Annotated in this window: 17 protein-coding genes; 3 read left to right on the top strand and 14 right to left on the bottom strand. The window is 45.1% G+C overall.

The window, feature by feature from the left end; all coding sequences use genetic code 11:
• The first annotated feature begins 39 nt into the window (after positions 1-39).
• Genes V8F51_RS25340 through V8F51_RS25330 form a run of 3 tightly spaced genes read left to right on the top strand, consistent with a single transcriptional unit; the run spans position 40 to position 4,469 of the window.
• Positions 40-1,839 (top strand): cache domain-containing sensor histidine kinase, encoded by a 1,800-nt coding sequence (locus V8F51_RS25340; RefSeq protein ID WP_337103285.1) that lies wholly within the window; start codon positions 40-42, stop codon positions 1,837-1,839.
• Positions 1,840-1,846: 7 nt separating this feature from the next.
• On the top strand, positions 1,847-3,490 hold the full coding sequence (locus tag V8F51_RS25335; RefSeq protein WP_337103284.1) for a response regulator: 1,644 nt from the start codon (positions 1,847-1,849) through the stop codon (positions 3,488-3,490).
• Positions 3,471-4,469, top strand: coding sequence for a sugar ABC transporter substrate-binding protein (locus V8F51_RS25330; RefSeq protein ID WP_337103283.1), 999 nt, complete (start codon positions 3,471-3,473; stop codon positions 4,467-4,469). The genes V8F51_RS25335 and V8F51_RS25330 overlap by 20 nt, the downstream gene beginning before the upstream one ends.
• 331 nt (positions 4,470-4,800) lie before the next feature.
• Here V8F51_RS25330 and V8F51_RS25325 read toward each other — a convergent pair whose 3' ends face one another.
• The 14 genes from V8F51_RS25325 to V8F51_RS25260 form a co-directional block, all read right to left on the bottom strand.
• The gene (locus V8F51_RS25325; RefSeq protein ID WP_337103282.1) at positions 4,801-5,397 is read right to left on the bottom strand and encodes a hypothetical protein; all 597 of its coding nucleotides are present in this window, start codon (positions 5,395-5,397) and stop codon (positions 4,801-4,803) included.
• Between the two features lie 348 nt (positions 5,398-5,745).
• Entirely contained in the window at positions 5,746-6,099 is a 354-nt protein-coding gene (locus V8F51_RS25320; protein ID WP_337103281.1) for a low molecular weight protein tyrosine phosphatase family protein, read from the bottom strand.
• Between the two features lie 17 nt (positions 6,100-6,116).
• Positions 6,117-6,461 carry a hypothetical protein gene (locus V8F51_RS25315; protein ID WP_337103280.1) on the bottom strand — a complete coding sequence of 115 codons (345 nt, stop codon included), beginning with the start codon at positions 6,459-6,461 and terminating at the stop codon, positions 6,117-6,119.
• A 53-nt stretch (positions 6,462-6,514) separates the two neighbouring features.
• Entirely contained in the window at positions 6,515-7,165 is a 651-nt protein-coding gene (locus V8F51_RS25310; protein WP_337103279.1) for a hypothetical protein, read from the bottom strand.
• A gap of 36 nt (positions 7,166-7,201) precedes the next feature.
• Positions 7,202-7,675 carry a GNAT family N-acetyltransferase gene (locus V8F51_RS25305; protein ID WP_337103278.1) on the bottom strand — a complete coding sequence of 158 codons (474 nt, stop codon included), beginning with the start codon at positions 7,673-7,675 and terminating at the stop codon, positions 7,202-7,204.
• Between the two features lie 3 nt (positions 7,676-7,678).
• Positions 7,679-7,900 (bottom strand): hypothetical protein, encoded by a 222-nt coding sequence (locus tag V8F51_RS25300; RefSeq protein WP_337103277.1) that lies wholly within the window; start codon positions 7,898-7,900, stop codon positions 7,679-7,681.
• A gap of 25 nt (positions 7,901-7,925) precedes the next feature.
• Entirely contained in the window at positions 7,926-8,519 is a 594-nt protein-coding gene (locus V8F51_RS25295) for a hypothetical protein (protein WP_337103276.1), read from the bottom strand.
• A 1,055-nt stretch (positions 8,520-9,574) separates the two neighbouring features.
• The gene (locus V8F51_RS25290) at positions 9,575-9,949 is read right to left on the bottom strand and encodes a hypothetical protein (protein ID WP_337103275.1); all 375 of its coding nucleotides are present in this window, start codon (positions 9,947-9,949) and stop codon (positions 9,575-9,577) included.
• A 122-nt stretch (positions 9,950-10,071) separates the two neighbouring features.
• The gene (locus V8F51_RS25285; protein WP_337103274.1) at positions 10,072-10,416 is read right to left on the bottom strand and encodes a GRAM domain-containing protein; all 345 of its coding nucleotides are present in this window, start codon (positions 10,414-10,416) and stop codon (positions 10,072-10,074) included.
• Positions 10,417-11,248: 832 nt separating this feature from the next.
• Positions 11,249-11,869 carry a hypothetical protein gene (locus V8F51_RS25280; protein WP_337103273.1) on the bottom strand — a complete coding sequence of 207 codons (621 nt, stop codon included), beginning with the start codon at positions 11,867-11,869 and terminating at the stop codon, positions 11,249-11,251.
• 522 nt (positions 11,870-12,391) lie between these two features.
• The gene (gene purT / locus V8F51_RS25275; protein WP_337103272.1) at positions 12,392-13,573 is read right to left on the bottom strand and encodes a formate-dependent phosphoribosylglycinamide formyltransferase; all 1,182 of its coding nucleotides are present in this window, start codon (positions 13,571-13,573) and stop codon (positions 12,392-12,394) included.
• 135 nt (positions 13,574-13,708) lie between these two features.
• Positions 13,709-15,541, bottom strand: coding sequence for an ABC transporter ATP-binding protein (locus tag V8F51_RS25270; RefSeq protein WP_337103271.1), 1,833 nt, complete (start codon positions 15,539-15,541; stop codon positions 13,709-13,711).
• The gene (locus V8F51_RS25265; protein WP_337103270.1) at positions 15,541-17,331 is read right to left on the bottom strand and encodes an ABC transporter ATP-binding protein; all 1,791 of its coding nucleotides are present in this window, start codon (positions 17,329-17,331) and stop codon (positions 15,541-15,543) included. The genes V8F51_RS25270 and V8F51_RS25265 overlap by 1 nt, the downstream gene beginning before the upstream one ends.
• Positions 17,332-17,627: 296 nt before the next feature.
• A partial coding sequence (locus V8F51_RS25260) for a dynamin family protein (RefSeq protein ID WP_337103269.1) occupies positions 17,628-19,530 on the bottom strand: 1,903 nt, incomplete at its 5' end.

The raw sequence follows: 19,530 nt of genomic DNA, 5'->3' as shown, positions 1-19,530 counted from the left end.
CCTTCATTTAAGCCAAAACGAAAGGTTAACACACATACGATGAAGCTGATCCGATGGATCTCCTCCAGCCTATGGGCAAAGCTATTGCTTATGTTCATAGCCTTAACGTCCATACCGCTCATAGTGGTCGGTTTGGTCTCTTATCAGAAGTCTTACAACGCCGTATCCGGCCATAGCAAAGCAGCTACGATGCTTGTCGCAGACCAGCTTGGCCGCGATATCGACGTTTTATTCGAAGATACAGGCAAGCTGCTCGAGCTTGAGCAAAATCCTCAGGTGCTCCATTACCTGTTCTCGCAAAGCGATACATACGAGGACGCAAAAGAAATATTGAAGACGTTCGAGCTGTACCGCGAGACGAACAACTTCGAGAGCGTACTCAATATTACAATGATCAATCTATACGGACGGGGAATCAGCGAACGCAGAGGCGTATTTCAGATCAATGTCAATCCGCTTCGCAATCCGCATCTCCAGCATCTATTTAACAATTCCGGCGCGGTTCTCATTATTCCACCCACCGATGCGGATCCGCTCGATCGGCTTGACGGCTTCCAATATCCGCAATCGAATGTCATATCGATCATGGCAACCGTTAAGCAAAGAATAACCCATGAGGTCATCGGCTTTATCATTATTGATATCAATGATTCCGTTGTCGAGCAATTCTGCAACGATGTTCGCATCGGCAAGACCGGTTTCTTCTACGTCGTCGATCATTCCGGAACGCCTATTTTCAAGCCTTCCACCCTAAATCAAGCAGATAGCACGCTGAACACCGTTAACCTGCAGCCCTATATGATAGCAAAGAGCCATCAATTCGTTGATTCGAATAGCGGTAAGCCAAAGTTTGTCGTCTTCACTACCTCCGAGCAGACCGGATGGAAGATCGTCGGTCTTGTCCCGCTCCAAGAAATTGTCGAAGAAGCTAATGCGATTCGCAGACTTATTATTATCAGCGTGCTTCTGAGCATCATCTTCGCCTTCACGCTTCATTTCTTCATTACGGCTCGTCTTACGAAACCGGTGCAAGTGTTGAAGAACAAGATGCGGCTGGCAGCTTCGGGTTACCTTGAGGTCAAGGTCAGCACGAGCGGAAGGGATGAGATCGCCGATCTCGGCACGAGCTTCAACACAATGCTTGGCAAAATCAAGGCACTGCTCGATCAAAGCATCCGTGAGCAGAAGCAAATTCGTAAAGCCGAGCTGCGTGCGCTGCAGGCTCAGATCAATCCGCATTTTCTATACAATACACTCGATTCGATCGTATGGATGGCGGAAGCCGGCAAGAACAGCCAAGTTATCCAGCTCGTACAGGCGTTGTCCCGCTTCTTCCGCATCAGCTTGAACAAAGGTCGCGATTGGATCTCTTTACGTGATGAGCTTGAGCATGTGCGCAGTTATCTGATCATCCAACAAATGCGTTACCGCGATATTTTGGATTATGCCATAGAAGTTGATGAAGAGCTGATCGACCACTCGATTCTGAAAATGACGCTGCAGCCCATCGTCGAGAACGCACTCTACCATGGGATCAAAAATAAGCGCGGCAAAGGATTCATCAAGGTTACGGCAACTGCAGAGCACCAGTTATTGCTTATTACCGTCGAAGATAACGGTATCGGCATGAACCCTGAGCGATTATTCACGCTGAGAGAGCAGCTTAGCTTGCAGCGGCAGCCAGATGAATCGGGGACGCAAGTATCGGGCGGTTTCGGTCTGCATAATGTCCATCAAAGAATTAAGCTCTACTACGGGGAAGCCTTCTCTGTTCACATTGATAGTGTCGACCAGGAAGGCACGAAAGTAACCATCTCTATTCCGAAGAATCGAGGATGACGCCGTTATGAAAAAAATTATGCTCGTCGACGACGAAATACTCGTAAGGGAAAGCATACGCGATTGCATTAATTGGGAGAAAGAAGGCTTTATTTATTGCGGAGATGCTTCCGACGGCGAAGTCGCATTGCCGCTCATTGAACAGCTTGAGCCTGATATCCTCATTACCGATATCAAGATGCCGTTCATGAACGGCATCGAGCTTAGTGAAATCGTACGTACCCGAATGCCTGACGTGAAGATCATTATATTAAGCGGACATGACGAGTTCGAATATGCGAGAGCAGCCCTTCGTGTCGGCGCTATGGAATATTGTCTGAAGCCGGTAAGCGCTGCCGATATCATTAGGCTGCTGCAGGAGACGAGCAAAGTGATCGATAAGGAACGGCAAGAGCGAGAGCAGCGGCAATTGCTCCTTCGGATGCAAAGCAATAACGCAGTCAAGACGCAGCAAAAGCTGCTAAACGACTTATGCTGCGGTCTCATTGCTACGGCAGAAGCGATGCATACGGCAGCACAGCTTAACGTAACGTTGCATGCCAAGCATTACGTAACAGCTATTACTGATATTCGCGGCATCAATGGGCGTGAACGGCTTAGTGCCGATCTCATTCAAGAAGCAGAGCAACACATGTTAAACGAGCTTTCACGGCAGTCCATTGAGCTATTGACCTACAAACGCAGTCAAACGGAAACCGTCTGGCTGCTGAAGGGACATACGGTCCCACATCTCGAAGAGACGCTACATTATTTGCAAACAAGCCTGAAGGAACAGCTTGAGCATTCATTTCCATGTGCACTTGCGCTTGGCATCGGGAGTATCCACGAACGGCTGCAAGGCGTTCATTCATCCTATCTTGATGCGGAGGACGACAAGCATTGGCGCAGACTGTCGCAGCATAATCGATTAGCGCTTTTCCAAGCGGCTAGCCGGACGCAACAAGGTCAATCGTCATGGCCCGACCGTCAGCGCTTCATTGATTTCCTGAAGCTGGGCTCCGAGCATGAAGCGGCAGAACTGCTTGCTTCGCTTGCCGAGAGCTTGCGTCTTGTCGATTGGAAGGATTCCTTCTATGGCTATTATTTGTTGAATGATTATACGATTGAAGTGCTCCAAACCGCGCATGGCCTGCATTTCGCATCTTCCTCCCCTGCTGAGACGATGAAGCAATTCGAGCAGAAGATGGGCATGGTTAGGAGCGCCAATGAAGCATACGCTTATTTGCAATGGCTGCTCTCGCAATATTGGCAATGGCGTTCTGGTGCGGCAGATAAATATTCGGAAATGCTCGAGCAAGTGAAAAGCTATATTGTCAAAAACTACGGCAACGATCAGTTGACGCTGCAGGATGTCGCAGACCATGCGATGGTAAGTCCCAGCCATCTAAGCAAAGTGTTCAGCCAGGAATGCGGTCAAACCTTTATCGAATTTCTGACCCAGACGCGCATTCGCAAAGCGATGGAGCTATTACTATCGACGAGCTCCAAATCCTACGAAATTGCCCATAGTGTCGGCTACAACGATGCGCACTACTTTTCTAACTTATTCAAACGGGTTACAGGATTAACGACGACGCAATATCGCAAGCAGCAGTTATTCGGCAGGGGCTTGCTCGCTGAAGGAGCATTACATGAGTATAGCAACCATTAATGTGAAACGGTTCAGTATTGTCGGCTTATGCATGGCTATGCTCCTGCTAGTAGCATCAGGATGTACGGACAACAACGTGCATTCCGTCGAGAATCTAACACCAAAACCGACTGCGTCCGCAGAAGCTACATCGCATCAATTCGGCATCATCTATCCTATGGCTCATCCTTATTATGAAACGGTAACTCAAGCTGCGCTGGAGGAGGCGGAGAAATATAAAACGAGATTAATCGTCAAAGCGCCCGATGAAGCTAATCTAGAGCAGCAAATTCGAATGATGGAGACGATGATTGCTCAGGATGTAGATGGCATTGCCATAGATCCAATCGACGCCGAAGCGCTCATTCCCGTCATTGATAAAGCGATTATGGCAGGCATTCCTGTCATTACATTCGAATCGGACTCTCCTGCAAGCAAACGTCTGGCGTTCATCGGAACGGACAATTACAAGGCTGGCGAGCGGATGGGACAGATGGTCGATCAGCTGTTGAAGGGCCGGGGAATGATTATTGTAGAGACCGGCATAACGAAGATGAGGAATGAGCAAGAGAGACTAAGCGGGATGCTTGCTTATTTGGAAGCGCAGACGGATATTCAAGTACTGGAAGTAAAGTACAACGAAGGCAGTGAAACCGTCGCATTGACAGAGCTTGAAGCGATGATCGATGCGCATCCGCATTTCGACGGCTTCGTTGCCATCGACGTCATATCCGGATCAACATCTGTCCTTGTATGGAAAGCACAAGGCTTGAATCGTTACGCGCTTACCTTCGGCATGATGCCCGAGATTGCCGAAGCTTTGCGCAATGGACAGCTAACGGCAGCACTCTCTCAGAACGAGCATATGTGGGGAACAGCAATTGTCGAGACGTTGGAGCAAGCCGCTAGCGGGCTCGAAATTCCGAATAGAATCGAGACGGGTACGAGCGAGGTGACGTTTGAGGATGTAGTCGACGTATCTCCGTCTCCGTCGCAGTAGTAGGAGTAATGGCGTTGCTGTTGTGCTCGTGTCTGTCTGCTGGATAACATGGCTGGTTGGCGATTGGAGGTATAAGTGGATTCAAATCTGCTGGATACCGCAAATTATATGCGAAATTTCATACAACATTTGCGGTGTTCCCACCATTTTTCATTCATTGTTCGAAATATCATACAAAATATGCGGTGATCCCATCGTTGTCATCGAATGTATTCGAAAAATCATACAAAAATCGCAAATACGGCGATGTTTTTGTAATTGTATACGAAATATCACACAAATACTCTGTGTGCTTCCTATTACTTTCAGATGTGAACTCAGGTATGCTGAATCAGGCCTTCAAAAACCATTTATACATATTGCTTTTCATTTTATCCGCTATTGCTCTATCTCTTGTCACGAGCCATTGGTAAAGCGGATTTTTAATAAAATCAACTAAATCAAGTCTTGTTCGATTAAGACTTTCCGCAATTTCCGGATAAGTAAAACGGATATTAGATAATTCATTTATTGTTGACTGGGGATCATCCGACCAAACAAGTAAAAAGTCATCATGATAGGTAACCCCCGGTGAAGGATCGTGCCCCAGCCATGGACTTTGTCTATTATTAATCGATTCACTAACGGTTTCCCATTCTTCTAGACCGCAGCAACAGCTAGGCAAAATAAACGGCCCCTCATCATCAAAGAAAGCTACGCCTCCTAATATTGCAACTTCATCCAACTTAAACAGTTCTTCAAATGATCTGTGGATTGAATGGCTAACGTCGATATGGTTGTACCCAAACAAGTGCAACAAAAAGAGCTCCACATCTTGCGAGCTGCTATCAGAGGACAACACAGTAACTTCATTTCGAATTACTTCGCTTTCAATCCATACTGGACAATCATAGTATGGTTCTCTTATAACCGGCTTTGTATAAGACATCGTGGATATCCCCTCGTATAAATAGTCCATCGAACATGATAAAATTAGCTCGTTTTGTATATCCTCTCTAACGTTCTATAATCCTCATAACTAAATGTCATTGGAGGAACTTTGTCTAACCATTTAACACTTGTCTCTAGAAACTCATTCTGATTAATCAGATCATTAGATCTTTTCATATCAATACCAATCCGGTTCCAACTAACTTGATCCATTGTGGTCTGAACTTCGCCAACTATTAGGGTACTTGATAAATCACAATCATCACGGACACATCAGAATCGGAAGATTTTATTTATCATTTAGAAACACTCATTTTCTGTAGTATGGTGTTATTCGATGCATCACTCATTCAGGCACTTCTATATACTCCGATACTCTGGCTTTCAATATTTCTATCAATTCTTCATCCATAAATTTATAATCATCTGGAATGCCCAGGCATATTAGCTTCTTCTTTTGTAATGTACCTGCGAACTTCTCAGTCAACCTTCTTACATGTTTCTTCTCCATTACAAAGATGAAATCCGACCAACCAATATGCCCCTCAGTAACCTTAATTCTTGCACCTTCTTCTGTCCCAGCTGATCTTACCTCATAGCCGTTATAGCCATTAAATATCTTCTCTGCCGTTAAACTTCTCCACTTATTCCGACTACATACAAAAAGTAACTTTATGTCCGTCACCTGTTCCTTTTTCATGAATGTAAAATTCTAATCTAACCCATATCAAAGGTCTTCCATCCTACTTCATTTATCTTAAAATCCAGTTTTCTAAATTGTTTATAATCGTTTTTGAAAAATGATTTTTCGAACTCAATTCTCACCCTTGGTTCTGAGAAAAACTCTATAAATTTGGGAGCTTCGAAAGCAGTCCGAATAGCTACGCATCTTGTATTCCGTTCTAATTCTACAGTTTCTTCGTCTGTTAGTTCGTTTTGTACTCGAAGCCATTGGGTGAAGTTTTGATTACATAATTCAAAATCAACAAAAGCGTTCTGATCAGTTAGACTTTGATAAGTTAAACCACTTGGTGTAATAGATACAATTCTGTTTGGCTTCATAGATCCACCCACTTAGACCAAGTTTAAAAAATTAATGCGGTTTTGCAAAACTACTATTCAAACCGCTTCCTCACTCCCCCAACCTCTAGTTCTATACCGACTCTTTCCAGTGACCCTCCAAATCCATTTTCGTTTCTTTGTGTCCCATCGAATTGGACACTAAATAAATGCTTTCTATGAGGAGCTATGCTAACCATATGTGCTTGAACATCAATATCCATATCCGTGTAGCTATCCATTAACATAGGTTTGATCATGAAATTCTCTTCTTTTCCATAATTATAAATTGTAAATGAACAATCTGATTTTACCACTGATTCCACGGTTTGAATGTAACATTTACTATCTTTTATTGAATAATCTAAGGAGTGGATTCCCTTAGAATTATGCTTCAGAAGAAACATGGCTTTCTCGCTTGCAATTGGGCTTATCAACACAAATGCGATGCAACCTATAATAAGGCTGCTGAATATTATTGGAAATCGTGGACGATACGTTCTCGCTGTTCCTGACACGCCAAACAGTATTAATAAAAAACCAATGATAACCGGCAAATTAAATCCTGTCTTATCCACATTGGTCCATGGTGACAAACCGATAAACTTAAATAAAAATTCTCCAAATGAATGATCCAAATGATTTTTAGCTATCATTAATAGCCCAAGTAGTAAACCAACTATGTATAGCACACTTTTCTGCTTCAAATCTCTTCCTCCAAAAGTGGATTTCTTATAAGACGTTCAACGTAACACTTTAATCATTTTATAATTAATCAATTGTATCCCCTTTCGTTCCACACACTGCGACTGAACTACTTCGTACCCGCGATGTTCAAAAAAAGATTTCGCTGTGATACTTGCCTCAGTATCAAGTTCATTAAGACCCAATCTACGTGCCTCGGATTCTAAAACGTTAACTAAAGATGTAGCAATACCTTGCCCCTGAAAATCTTTGTGGACATAAAGTCTATCCAAGTGTCCGTCTCCTGTCATATCAGAAAATCCAACGATTTTGCCATTGATTAGGGCAACGTATGTGATATTTTTATTTAACGAATCTTTCCAAGACTCTATTCTGAGTTCCTCATCATCCATAGAAGCCCATGCTTCAAGCTGCTCTTGCGAATAATCTTTTTTATTAACGGAATGAACTGTTTCATAGAACAACTTGACAATTTGATTAATATCCGCTACTACAAACTTTCTAACTTCCATTGACTATCCTACACTCCTCTTTACGGCCCTGACCGAAGCTACAAACATTTCTCCTATTACGGCCTTTAAGAAAATACCCTTATTAAACCCATCCTCTAATTCGCTTAAACTTTGCTTTAATGGAGGAATGATTTCTTGATAAATCTCCGCCTCGCTTTGATAGGCTGCATACTGAAGCTGAAGAATGTTAGGTAAATTAGATTTATTTGCATTTGAAATGATCAAAGCGACCCCTCCTGTATTTCTTGACTTAGGCAATTTGAGTAATTCTGGCGTTTTGACATAAAGGATACGTATTCGTGAATTCCATAATGGCATCGTTCATTTCTTTATATGATTTTCCATAAAAATAAAGCGCAGTTTCAGTATTTCCCTGCCAGTATCTTTGGATTTCTCCAGCATATCCTACTAATCTTGATAATTCTGCTAATACGATATTGGAATCGCATTTCGCATATACTTCATCAGGAAGGTTGACGCCATCAAGGTATATCCCCAATCCCTCCAGCACTCCAAAAGTTATTTTTTCCTCCGTACTTTCTTTTATTATTTGCGATCCCCTAGGTACCCCCAGATTCTCGAGCTTTCCAATCAATTGCTCAATAATGTTCTGTTCAACAGTGCCTTGATAAAGAAGAAGTTCAATATTACAAAAAACGATTTCTCCAGACTGCGCCTGCATTGTTCCTCCGCCGACAACTTCGCCATACTGGTTGCTCCTTAAGAATTCATCAATAGGATCCTCGTAATACTCTCCCCTATCAATTGGCATTATCTTGTCATTCAATTGAATGATGTAGATTGAACCTGCCTTTTTTCGCTTTCCAAATAATTTTTTGAACATACATTGTCTCCTTTGCTTAATTGTTGTGCATTGTTCTATTTATTCTTGGTCTTTATCCATAGACCTCAATTAATCAATAATCAAAACTTTTAAAATAATCAATAAAATATCCATTCGATTCCCAATACTCTTCTCTCTTTACGTATATCTCTCTTAAAGTATCCTTAGGTAATCCACAAGTATGAAGTAACCAATCCTTCATATAATAGATATCCTGAGAATCATCTGCCCACATGAAATCCATAATTTCTTCAGGCTTATCTCGATCCAAAAAGAAACCATGCTGTCTGGAAGCGTAAAGCTAATATCTTTTTCATCCAAAATGGAAAAAGGAATTCATACCTTGTCGATTTCAATCCCCGCAGCTATTGGCATAGAATTATAGTAGTGCGTAATATATTCAACCAAATTCGATCCTCCAATAAGGTATTTGTTGAATACGTTGCTGGATGAAGGGTAACAAGTTCAGTGATTCCCTTCTTGTGTAAACTTGTTTCCGATATGGCTTATCATCTCTATATCTCATTGTCGGGAAAAGATCACCGTACGTGAAACTAATTGATTCTTCTAAAAATTGTTCCCATGGTATGACAATTACTCCTGGATTTATGTACCATGACAAAAGCCAATCACAAGCCCCTAACGTCATGTAATGGGGGGATGAGTTTTGAGGTTGCCCGCCTTTTGCGATAAATTGCTTGCGAGCAATAGATTCCAGTTCTCTTCTGATTTGCATGTAATCATTCGATCGTTGACTTGCAAACGAATTCCCCTCCAATCTAATTCGACTTGAGACATCTTCAGCTGCCTCGCTAGTGAGCATGGATAAGTTCTTAAATGGCCCTATAGCTTTATCATAATAATGGTGCATATTGAAGGACATATGATTATTCCTTTGTATTTAGGATTTAGAATGGGTTACGAAGTTCATATTGAGACTTCTTGCTTCGTTAAATTGTTCAATATGATCTTTGACTAAAAGGTAATTAGCTTTGCATGCCCGATGCGTAAATATTGTGTTATAAAAGGGGAAGCCTTCTTTGGATTCACTCTAACTATTTATTCATTAACTCATATTTGTTTAGCCAGTCTTTACCTGACTCCCATTGAACGTCTACTTTTTTGTCTTTCAATATATCATCGCATGCCTTAGCAATAATCCATTCTGTTAATCCATTTGTTGGGCTCTCTTTGAGTTTATTTTTTAAGTAAGTGAATCCTTGATTACCGGTATTTATTATTTCATCATATAACTCTTGATTTTCACTGATGTAATCCATTGGGTTACTTGATTTCGACACTTTAGTGTTACTTACGATATTTTCTAAATTCTGATCAATCACTGATGAATCGAATTGTTTATCATGATTTGAACTACATGCACCTAAAATGAGAATTGTACAGATGATTAGTAATATGATTCGATTCATTCTATTTACACCTCTAATTTATCAAATGATATTAAACTGCTTCAGCCGGGCCAACAGCGAATGCCCATTGGGTGAATATGGTATTGGGTAATATTCTTCGATCAAGCTAGTCATGTCTGATATTACTTATTCTTTACTTTTCCATTTATTATTTTGATCAGATGAGATCTCCCCCAAATTACAAACTTATATTCTTGACCTGATTTTTCTTTTATCATGATTCCATTTGGGATCACATAAAAAGTATTTCTCTTTGTAACCTCTACGATTTCAGAAAAAAGTATTTCAAGTTGCTGTTTTTGAATGTTTAGTTTATGTGGGTTAAAGATTATTTCATTATTTGTTAATGACATCCAACCTCCAACTGCTTCAATCCCTCTAAACAAGTTAGCAGGCTTTCTTAATATAACTACTTCTGATTCAGTCATCATTAAGGAAAACACCTCTTTATTTGGTTTGGTTTTCATCTATATAGATCTATGTGACATTGACATTTCACCTAACGTTGGTGTGATCGCATCGTCCCATCAACTTAAGTCACCATAGGCGCCGGGCGCGATACGCTTAGTCGGTGTAGATGTGTCATACTAATGCACCCACGAAATTCAGAGGAGCTCGTCCCCCGATGCATGAATACGGTGTCAGCTGATGCTACTCGGTATCCTTGAATCAACCGACCTCGTCTATTACTCTTTGCATTTGAGTAGCATGACGTCTTGCATAACTCCTGGTGACCGGGGGCGGCAACCCAATGCATGAATGGAGTGTTATTGAATGCCCCTGTCTCCCTGAGTTATATATAGTATTAATTCTATTCAACTTATTTTTTTCGTAGTTTTGGACTTAATTCTATTTCATTATTCATCAGAAGTTATATCTAAAAATTTATTGAAGCACAGATCGTTAGTGTCCACACAATAATTCCAAATAATAAACCACTCCAAAATAACTCAGTTGTATAGCTCTTATTGTTTATTATTTTTTTAACTGCTCTTAGTAAAGCAACAATAAACAGATAGCCTAATATCGGCATTAAATACACTCCAATGAACAAAAATATCTCTATGGCATACACCTCAGACTTAATTCTATTAATATATTTTTAATTTGATTCTATTTAAAGGGGTTCGGATAACGATCTTGTATTCACGACTTACAAACTTTCTTATTATTTGTTTCGTTCAATATTCTCATATTCACGTTTGAATAAATAATCCTATCTCAGACTAACCAAGCTATTTTTCGAATAGACCTTGCTAGTGCGACTGGCACGGAATTCATCAATTACGCCGGTTCCGTTTATTGTTTTGCTTGCACGAGCAAGTTAACGATTCGTTCGTAATCGTAAATGTTATGTGTCTTGAAAGCCAACTTATGACTGCTGTTTCCTTCAATGAAACTAAAGACAAGATAATCTTTATTCTTTTCGTAATTAGGCGAAATATCGCTCTTGTTGATGACTTTAACCAGTTCAGCATCGGTATTCGATTGTAGCATGGACTTTTTCATTACTTTGACGTTACAATTCGTGATCCAAAACTGCCCCTTCACTCGCTCATCATCAATAAGAATCGTCAAATCTTTAATTATAATTTCGGATTCTTCGGTCTTAATCGCATCATTACTTGAAGATGTAACGGATACATTACTTACGATGTGATCAGCTTTATATGGTGACACTGACGGAATCGATTGAGTGACTCCGTTCTGTTTGTCTAGCAGTTTTTGCAACAAATTCACAATCTCCGCTAACCCAATAAAGACGAAGCCCGAAATAATACCTGAACCCCACCAATACAGAGTAAATTTTATCTGGAAATCGCCAAACTCATCGTTAGCTAAAGTAATTCCTGAAATAAAGCTTATCGCTAATATAAGCACTCCGATCGCCAGAAGACATGTGGAAATGGTATTTCTCATCCTATTCACTCTCCTTTCCGTAATAGGAAATATATTCCTAGGAAAACCATAACAAAATTCCGTTAGAGATTCTAGTGATTTAAACGCTTTTTCTTCTGACGCCAGTAGACTAAGCGCGGATGTTAAGACGAAGGCATAAAAAAACCGTTCCTTTTGCAAATGGAAGATCGCACTTCCAATTAGCGAGAAACGGTTTCTTAATGTTACAGGGGTTAAGAAGGTAGCTGGCTGGATATCATCCAGCCTAATCAGGCAAATGACAACAAATACGCAGTTTGATTGGATTTCCTACAGGCTAATGAGGCTACTTTGGCGAAAATGAGCTCCAAGCAGGATTTAGGCTGTATGTTTTCCACTCAAAAGGGTCTGATTACTGTTATACTGCCTTTTTGGTTGGATGATATCCAATTAAAAAGGTGGAAATGATCGCAGGAGTGGTTTGTCCCCATGCATACGCAAACTTTGGAACCTCAAGGAGTTTGGGGGCACCAGACCACTCTCATCTAACCAAAACCAAAACGATTATTCTTTATATTCGATAAACAGCGCTTCGGCTGCTTGTCTTGCCTGTTGGCGGGCTTGTTCGACGTCTGCACCGCTGCTCAGCGCAACGGCCATGCGACGGCCAACCTTCGTCTCCGGCTTGCCGAAGACGCGTACTTGCGTGTTCGGTACGGACAACGCCTCTTCCAAGCCGCCAATGGCGAAGCTGCTGCTCTCGCGGTCTGCCTTAAGCGTATAGGAAGCGCCAGGCGACAGCAGACGGATCGTCGGAATTGGATAACCGAGGATGGCACGAACATGAAGGGCGAACTCCGTTAAATCTTGTGTTGCCATCGTCACCATGCCCGTATCATGAGGCCTTGGCGATACTTCACTGAACAAAACGCCGTCTTTCGTAATGAACAGCTCCACGCCATATAAGCCGTAGCCGCCGAGCTCGTCCGTGATTTGGCGGGCGATTGCTTCCGATTCCTCAATCTGACTCATCGTCATATCATGCGGCTGCCAGGACTCAATATAATCTCCATCCTTCTGTATATGACCGATCGGCGCACAGTAGCTTGTGCCGGAGACTGAACGAACGGTTAGCAATGTAATTTCCGATTCGAAGGTGATGAAGCCTTCCACAATAATGCGCTGCTTCTTCGCTCTTCCGCCTTCCATCGCATAATTCCAGCAGCCTTCAATCTCTGCTTCGGAACGGCATACGCTCTGCCCTTTGCCTGATGAAGACATAATCGGCTTAATAACGCACGGGAAGCCTAGTACAGCAGTAGCTTGACGAAGCTCCTCCAAGGAATCGGCGAACTGATAGGGTGCAGTAGGTAATCCGAGTGTCTCGGCAGCCAAACGGCGGATGCCTTCGCGATCCATCGTCAATCTCGCAGCGCGAGCCGTCGGGATGACTCGATGTCCCTCCTGTTCGAGTTCGAGCAGCGTTTCTGTGGCGATCGCCTCTATCTCAGGTACGATAACATCAGGCTTCTCTTCTTCAATAATACGGCGAATCGCTGCGCCATCCAGCATATCCGTCACATAGCTGCGATGAGCCACCTGCATGGCAGGAGCATGGTCGTAGCGATCGACGGCAATGGTCTCGACTCCGAGCCTTTGCGCTTCAATGGCAACCTCTTTGCCAAGCTCTCCCGAACCGAGCAGAAGCAGTTTACGGGCATTCGGAGATAGCGGTGATCCATACATAACGAGAAAAAACCTCCTGAAAGTAAGCCATTTCCGATAAACCGCGAGATAAAGCGCGGTCTTTCCGATGTTCGGCTTTTTTCTTTCATTGTGGAGGTTTCTTCATCAAAAATCAACTATAAATGACTAGATTCCTTACAAGAAACGGTACTGTGCCTCAATTAATCCGTTATATACGCCGCGCTTGCGAATTAATTGTTCGTGATTTCCTTGCTCTACAATCTCACCGTGATCCAGCACGATAATGTCATCCGCATGCCGGATCGTCGACAGTCGATGCGCAATCATGAATGAAGTACGGCCTTTCAAGAGCGCCTTGAGCGCTTCCTGAATCTTCAATTCGGTTTCGGTATCAATGCTTGCCGTTGCCTCATCCAAAATAAGAATGCGAGGATCGGCGAGCAATGCTCGTGCGAACGATAGAAGCTGGCGTTGGCCCATCGAGAGCACATTGCCTCTCTCCTCTACCTGCGTATCGTAGCCGTCAGGCAAGCTCATGATGAAATCATGGGCATGAACGGCTTGCGCCGCTTTCACGATCTCGTCATCGGTCGCATTCAGACGGCCGTAACGGATGTTGTCGCGAATCGAACCAGCGAAGATAAATGTATCCTGCAGGACGATACCGACCTGCGAGCGCAGACTCTCGATCGTTACATCGCGAATATCGATGCCGTCAATCATTACTCGTCCCTGCACCGGATCATAGAACCGGCAGAGCAGGTTAATAATTGTGCTTTTACCCGAGCCGGTATGACCGACAAGCGCGATGGATTGGCCTTCTTTGACGTCGATGGTCACTCCCTTGAGCGCCGGTCTGCCAGGCTCGTATTCGAAAATAATGTTATCGAATTTCACTTTGCCCTTAATTTGCGGCAAGCTTCTTGCTTCATCTTGTTCGCCTACCGTCGGCTCTTCATCGATGAACTCGAAGATCCGCTCGGACGATGCCATAGCAATAAGCAGTTGAGAGTACATTTGACCTAAGCGGTTAATCGGGTCCCAGAAGTTGCCGATATAGTTCGCGTAGCCGACAAGCAAACCGACTGTGATGACATCCTGCTGAATCAGATGCGCACCGTACCAGAATAGGATGAACGTGCCTATTGCAGCCGTAATCTCAATAACGGGACCGAACGCTTGGTTCAGCGCGGAAGCTTTGTTCCACGATTTCACGTTGACCGTATTCATATGATCGAAGAAACCCATATTATCTTTCTCTTGCACGAACGCTTGTGTAACCTTCATCCCTTGAATACTTTCATTCAAGTGCGAGTTGATACGTGATTGCTTAATACGTACGTCTTGCCAAGCAAAACGAATCCTTTTGCGGAGCGAAGTCGATACCAGGAACATAACCGGAACGGTAATCATAACCGCGAGACCAAGCTTGAAGTTCCAGACCAACAGGATGATTACGATACCGAACAGCTGCACGCAGTCCATCAATAAGTTGACGACGCCGTTCGTGAACAAATCCTGCAACGCATTGACGTCATTCGTTACCCGAACGAGCACGGATCCAGCTGGACGTTTGTCATAGAAGCGGAACGACAGCTTCTGAATGTGCTGGAACAAGTGGTTCCGAAGGTCATAAATAACTTGCTGCCCAATGATGTTTGTATACTTGATTCGGTACGTATTTGAAGCCCATTGTATGATATAAAGGAATAACATAATGCCAGCAATAACAAGCAGCTTAGGAATGCTTGCGGAAGCGCCGTTCTCCGGTTGAATCGCTTCGTCGATAGCGAGAATGACGAGCGCCGGTACGCCGAGCCGGGTCAACGTACCTAAAATCATCATTACGATGACGGGCATTAGCTGTTTCGAATACGGCTTCATATACATAAACAGCCTGCGAAGCTGCGCCCAGTTAAACGGCTTTTCGATCAGCTCGTCGTCTTGGTATACGAACCGTTCGTTTTTGTTTTTAGCTTTGGCTTGCGTATGCGAACTTGTGCTCATTATACGGTGCTCCTTTTCTGACCTTGCGCCGTTAAAGCGGAAGCGGCATTGTCTGTCTGAAGAAAGTCGGCATATTGAATGTTGTACGTATCGCGATAAGGACCGTCTATCGCAATCAGATCGGCATGCTTGCCGCGCTGGACGATAACCCCTTTATCAAGCACGATAATTTCATCGGCATGACGCAGTGAAGAGATCCGATGCGCGATGACAAAAGTGGTACGTCCGGCCATCAGCTCCTTGAAGCCTGCTTGAATCTCATGCTCGGTCTCCATGTCGACCGCGCTTGTCGCATCGTCAAGGACGAGAATACGCGGATTTTTGATTAGTGCCCGTGCAATGGCAATCCGCTGTTTCTGTCCACCGGATAAGCCCATCCCCCGCTCGCCGACGATCGTCGCGTAACCAAGCGGCAGTTCCATAATAAAGTCATGCGCCTTGGCCAGCTTAGCGGCAGCTTCGATCTGTTCATTCGTTACATCTTTCACACCGTACGCAATGTTGTCGCGGATAGATGCGGAGAACAGGAATGTCTCTTGGAAGACTGGCGCTATTTGGCGGCGAAGGCTCGCCACGTCCAAATTGCGGATATCTATGCCGTCGAGTTTAATGACGCCTTGCTTCACGGTGTAAGCCCGCATCAGAAGCTGAATGAGCGTTGACTTGCCTGAACCGGTCGCGCCGAGCATCCCGATTACCGAACCGGCCGGTGCGTCGATGTTGATGTTCGTAACCGCCGGCGATTTGTCCGGATAGCTGAACGTTACATTTTCGAAGCTTACATGGCCTTTGACCGTCTCGTTAGTTACTTCAACCGCGTTTTCGATATTTCTCACGTGTATATGCTCATTGAGAAGTTCCAGCACCCGCTCGCCCGATGCTTTGAATTGCGTGTAGTTATTGATATGGAAGCCAAGTCCCCACATCGGGCCGATAATGTACCAGATCAAGCTGAAGAAGGCAACGAACTCGCCTAGCTTCAATTCTCCGTTAATGACGAGAATGCCTCCCGCTACGAGCAGGATAACGGCGCTCACGTTCGCCACAAGCTCCATTACGGGGAAAAATCTAGCCCATATTACCGCCGCGCCGACTTGGTTGGTCTGATAAGCTTCGCTGCGCGTCGAGAACTTCGATACTTCATGCGTCTCTCTTGCGAACGACTTGACCGTACGCACGCCTGTAATATTCTCTTGCACGGCAGTCGTCAGATTACTCATCGCTTTGCGCATTTCACGGAAAGCCGGATGAATGTTTTTCTCGAAGCGAAGCGCTGTGAATATGAGCAAAGGAATCGTTACAAGCGTTATAAGCGTCAATTGCCAATGAATCGTCATCATCATGATGCCGCCGAACACAACCATCAGCACCATGTTCAAAATCTGTGCGAACCCAAAGCCGACAAAGTTGCGGATCGCCTCTAGATCGGCTGTAAGACGGGACATCAGATCGCCTGTCTTCGCCTTGTCATAATATTGGAAGGACAGCGTTTGCAATTTGTCATAGCTGGCGTTGCGCAATCTGAATGCTACGCGGTTGCCTAATCTTCCTCCGAAGAAGCCGTGCAGAAACTGCAAACAGGCTTTGAATGCGACGACGCCTACGACTGTGAAAGCAAGCGCCGGCACCAGATCGAAACGTCTAGGCGTAATGACATCATCGATCAGGTATCGCAGCAGGTTGGGATACACAATCCCAAGTGCCGTAGCGCACATGAGCGCTGCGATCGAGGCGAACATAAACTTTCGTTCAGCCCAATAAAATCGTTTTAATTGCCTTAACACGTCCAAGAAAAAACATCTCCCCGTCTGCTGTTTTATAAGTATGAGTGAATATTAACAGCATCCATATACAGGGGCAAACAGTATAAAATTGCGTATATTTGATTGAAGTCGCTTATACTCGCGATATAGGAATGCCACTCCGTCAATGCTCCCAAATAGTCTTAAATCATGACAAATATGTGCATATTGCTCCGTTTTTGTATGGAAACACACAAATATAAAAAATGCTATTTCAGACGAATTGAGCGTCCAAAATAGCATTCAGCGATAATTGCGATTGATACGGTTTAGTTCATTGATATTTAGAGATTAATAAGCTGTTGGTGCAACACCTTCAGCTGCTCGGAATTCGAGCCGCCTTCAAGGGTGCTTTGCTTGCCCGCAGCATAGGCTAACATGTCTTCGCGCAATCTTGTCGATGCTTGTTCGGAACCTGTCTGCCAATATTCAGTGTAGAGCACGTTCCATTCGGATATGCGGCTTGCCATCCAACCGTTCAAGGACGGGGCGAGCACATTTTCCAAGTCTTTGCGCAGATTACCTTTGCCTTCCCCTTCGAAAAACTGTCTAGGCGATTTGAATCGGCTCCAGAGCCACTTCGACTCAATCTCGCCTGCTTCCCATGCCGCAGCTTCCGGAGGCGTAGGCAGACCGTCAGGACGATAGGGTATCGCCTCGTAATCGGAAAGAGCCTGCTGGAGCAGAGCCGCGCAACGTTCGTAGCGCTTCTGAAGCCACGCATGTACCCCACGTTCCATACGCAGAGAAGTCGCTTGGAGCTCCTGTGACAGTTCCAGCTGAATCAACCGCTGCAATTCGAGCCACGAAGTCCAAATCGCTTTGCGCAGGTCGCGTCCATCGTCTTGAAGCGATGCTGGATTGAAAGCGAAGTTATAGAACTCGCCGAATCTCTGCTGAATCCGTTTCACGACATAATAGAGCAGCTCGCTAACCTCTTGCTCCAGTTGCTCTGGAGCAGCTGAGTTGCGAAGTGCTGTCAAGTCGCCCTCGCTCGCTGCGACAGCGCTAAGTAAGCCATTAAGCTCTGCTTCCCGCGCCGCTGCGTCGCCTTCCGCACTCTTCACCCAACCTGCCACGGTAGCCGCAGCACGCTTAAGATCCTGCTCAGCGGCATCGATCGCCAGCTTGCCGAGATCATTCTGGATGAAGGAGAGGAACGCGCCTTCGAAGGCTTCAATGCCTGAACGGCTTAGCAGTTCGGCGTTGCCGTCGACTTTGCCGTCAAGCGCCTGCAGGCTCGATACCGGATAGAGCCTTGGATTACGAATCGCATGTTTCGCCAGGTTATCCTCGACATGCGCAAGCACGCCTTCCAGCTCCTCCTGATCCGCAGCCAAGTCGGCGGCATTAACGAGGAAGAACATTTTGTCCAGTTCGAACTGGTCCTTCACTCGTCCAAGCTGCATCAGAAACTGTCTGTCAGCCTGCGAGAACGCATGGTTATAATACGTGACGAATAAGACCGCGTCAGCGTTCTTGATGTAATTGAAGGCAACACCCGTATGGCGGGCGTTAACCGAATCGGCGCCAGGCGTATCGACGAGCACGATGCCTTGAGCGGTCAGATCGCAGTCATAGTACAGCTCGATCTCGCTAACAAAGCAGGAACGCGCCTCTTCAGCCACGTAACGCTCGTATTCCGCTTGATCGACTACCAATTGCTGGCCGAGCAAAGCCTCATGCTGCTCCCATCCCGCGCGCGCGGCGCGGAGGAAGCTGTAATGCGGCCGTCCGCCCGCTTGAATCTTATCCGGCGACAGCTTATCGATAGCGCGCATAAGCGAGCCTGCATCCGGCAGCTTATCCTCGGATGCCTGCTCGCCGAGCAGCGCTAACGAATAGCGCACGTCGGAAAGAATCGCATCGCGCGTCTTCATGACGACAAGCGCAGTGCCGTGCTGCCGCTCCGCCGTCGGCGGAACGAGACGATTGATCGCCGCCGTCGTCGGATTCGGCGATACCGGCAGTACCGGCTCGCCGATCAGCGCGTTGGCGAGCGACGACTTGCCGGCGCTGAAGGCGCCGAAGAGCGCTATGGTGAAACGGCTGTTCTGCAGCCGGTTCGCTTTGTCGCGCATCGCATGCGCGGCTGCTGTTAGAGCCGCGTGCGGCTCTAACAGCTCTGCGGCGCGCAGCAGCCGCGCGGCAGCGCCATGCTGCTGCGCGAGCGCGGCGCCGCCTCCG

The sequence above is a fragment of the Paenibacillus sp. YIM B09110 genome, from assembly GCF_037167145.1.
Lineage (GTDB): Bacteria > Bacillota > Bacilli > Paenibacillales > Paenibacillaceae > Pristimantibacillus.
The sequence above is the reverse complement of the archived record's forward strand: the minus strand, read 5'-3'. Positions and strand labels throughout refer to the sequence as shown.

Excerpts from the sequence above, each read along its gene's own strand:
- purT (WP_337103272.1), bottom strand. The coding sequence starts at position 13,573 with ATGTATGGATCACCGCTATCTCCGAATGCCCGTAAACTGCTTCTGCTC.
- V8F51_RS25320 (WP_337103281.1), bottom strand. The coding sequence starts at position 6,099 with ATGAAAAAGGAACAGGTGACGGACATAAAGTTACTTTTTGTATGTAGT.
- V8F51_RS25335 (WP_337103284.1), top strand. The coding sequence starts at position 1,847 with ATGAAAAAAATTATGCTCGTCGACGACGAAATACTCGTAAGGGAAAGC.
- V8F51_RS25325 (WP_337103282.1), bottom strand. The coding sequence starts at position 5,397 with ATGTCTTATACAAAGCCGGTTATAAGAGAACCATACTATGATTGTCCA.
- V8F51_RS25285 (WP_337103274.1), bottom strand. The coding sequence starts at position 10,416 with ATGAAAACCAAACCAAATAAAGAGGTGTTTTCCTTAATGATGACTGAA.
- V8F51_RS25330 (WP_337103283.1), top strand. The coding sequence starts at position 3,471 with ATGAGTATAGCAACCATTAATGTGAAACGGTTCAGTATTGTCGGCTTA.
- V8F51_RS25290 (WP_337103275.1), bottom strand. The coding sequence starts at position 9,949 with ATGAATCGAATCATATTACTAATCATCTGTACAATTCTCATTTTAGGT.
- V8F51_RS25280 (WP_337103273.1), bottom strand. The coding sequence starts at position 11,869 with ATGAGAAATACCATTTCCACATGTCTTCTGGCGATCGGAGTGCTTATA.
- V8F51_RS25305 (WP_337103278.1), bottom strand. The coding sequence starts at position 7,675 with ATGGAAGTTAGAAAGTTTGTAGTAGCGGATATTAATCAAATTGTCAAG.
- V8F51_RS25315 (WP_337103280.1), bottom strand. The coding sequence starts at position 6,461 with ATGAAGCCAAACAGAATTGTATCTATTACACCAAGTGGTTTAACTTAT.
- V8F51_RS25270 (WP_337103271.1), bottom strand. The coding sequence starts at position 15,541 with ATGAGCACAAGTTCGCATACGCAAGCCAAAGCTAAAAACAAAAACGAA.
- V8F51_RS25340 (WP_337103285.1), top strand. The coding sequence starts at position 40 with ATGAAGCTGATCCGATGGATCTCCTCCAGCCTATGGGCAAAGCTATTG.
- V8F51_RS25295 (WP_337103276.1), bottom strand. The coding sequence starts at position 8,519 with ATGTTCAAAAAATTATTTGGAAAGCGAAAAAAGGCAGGTTCAATCTAC.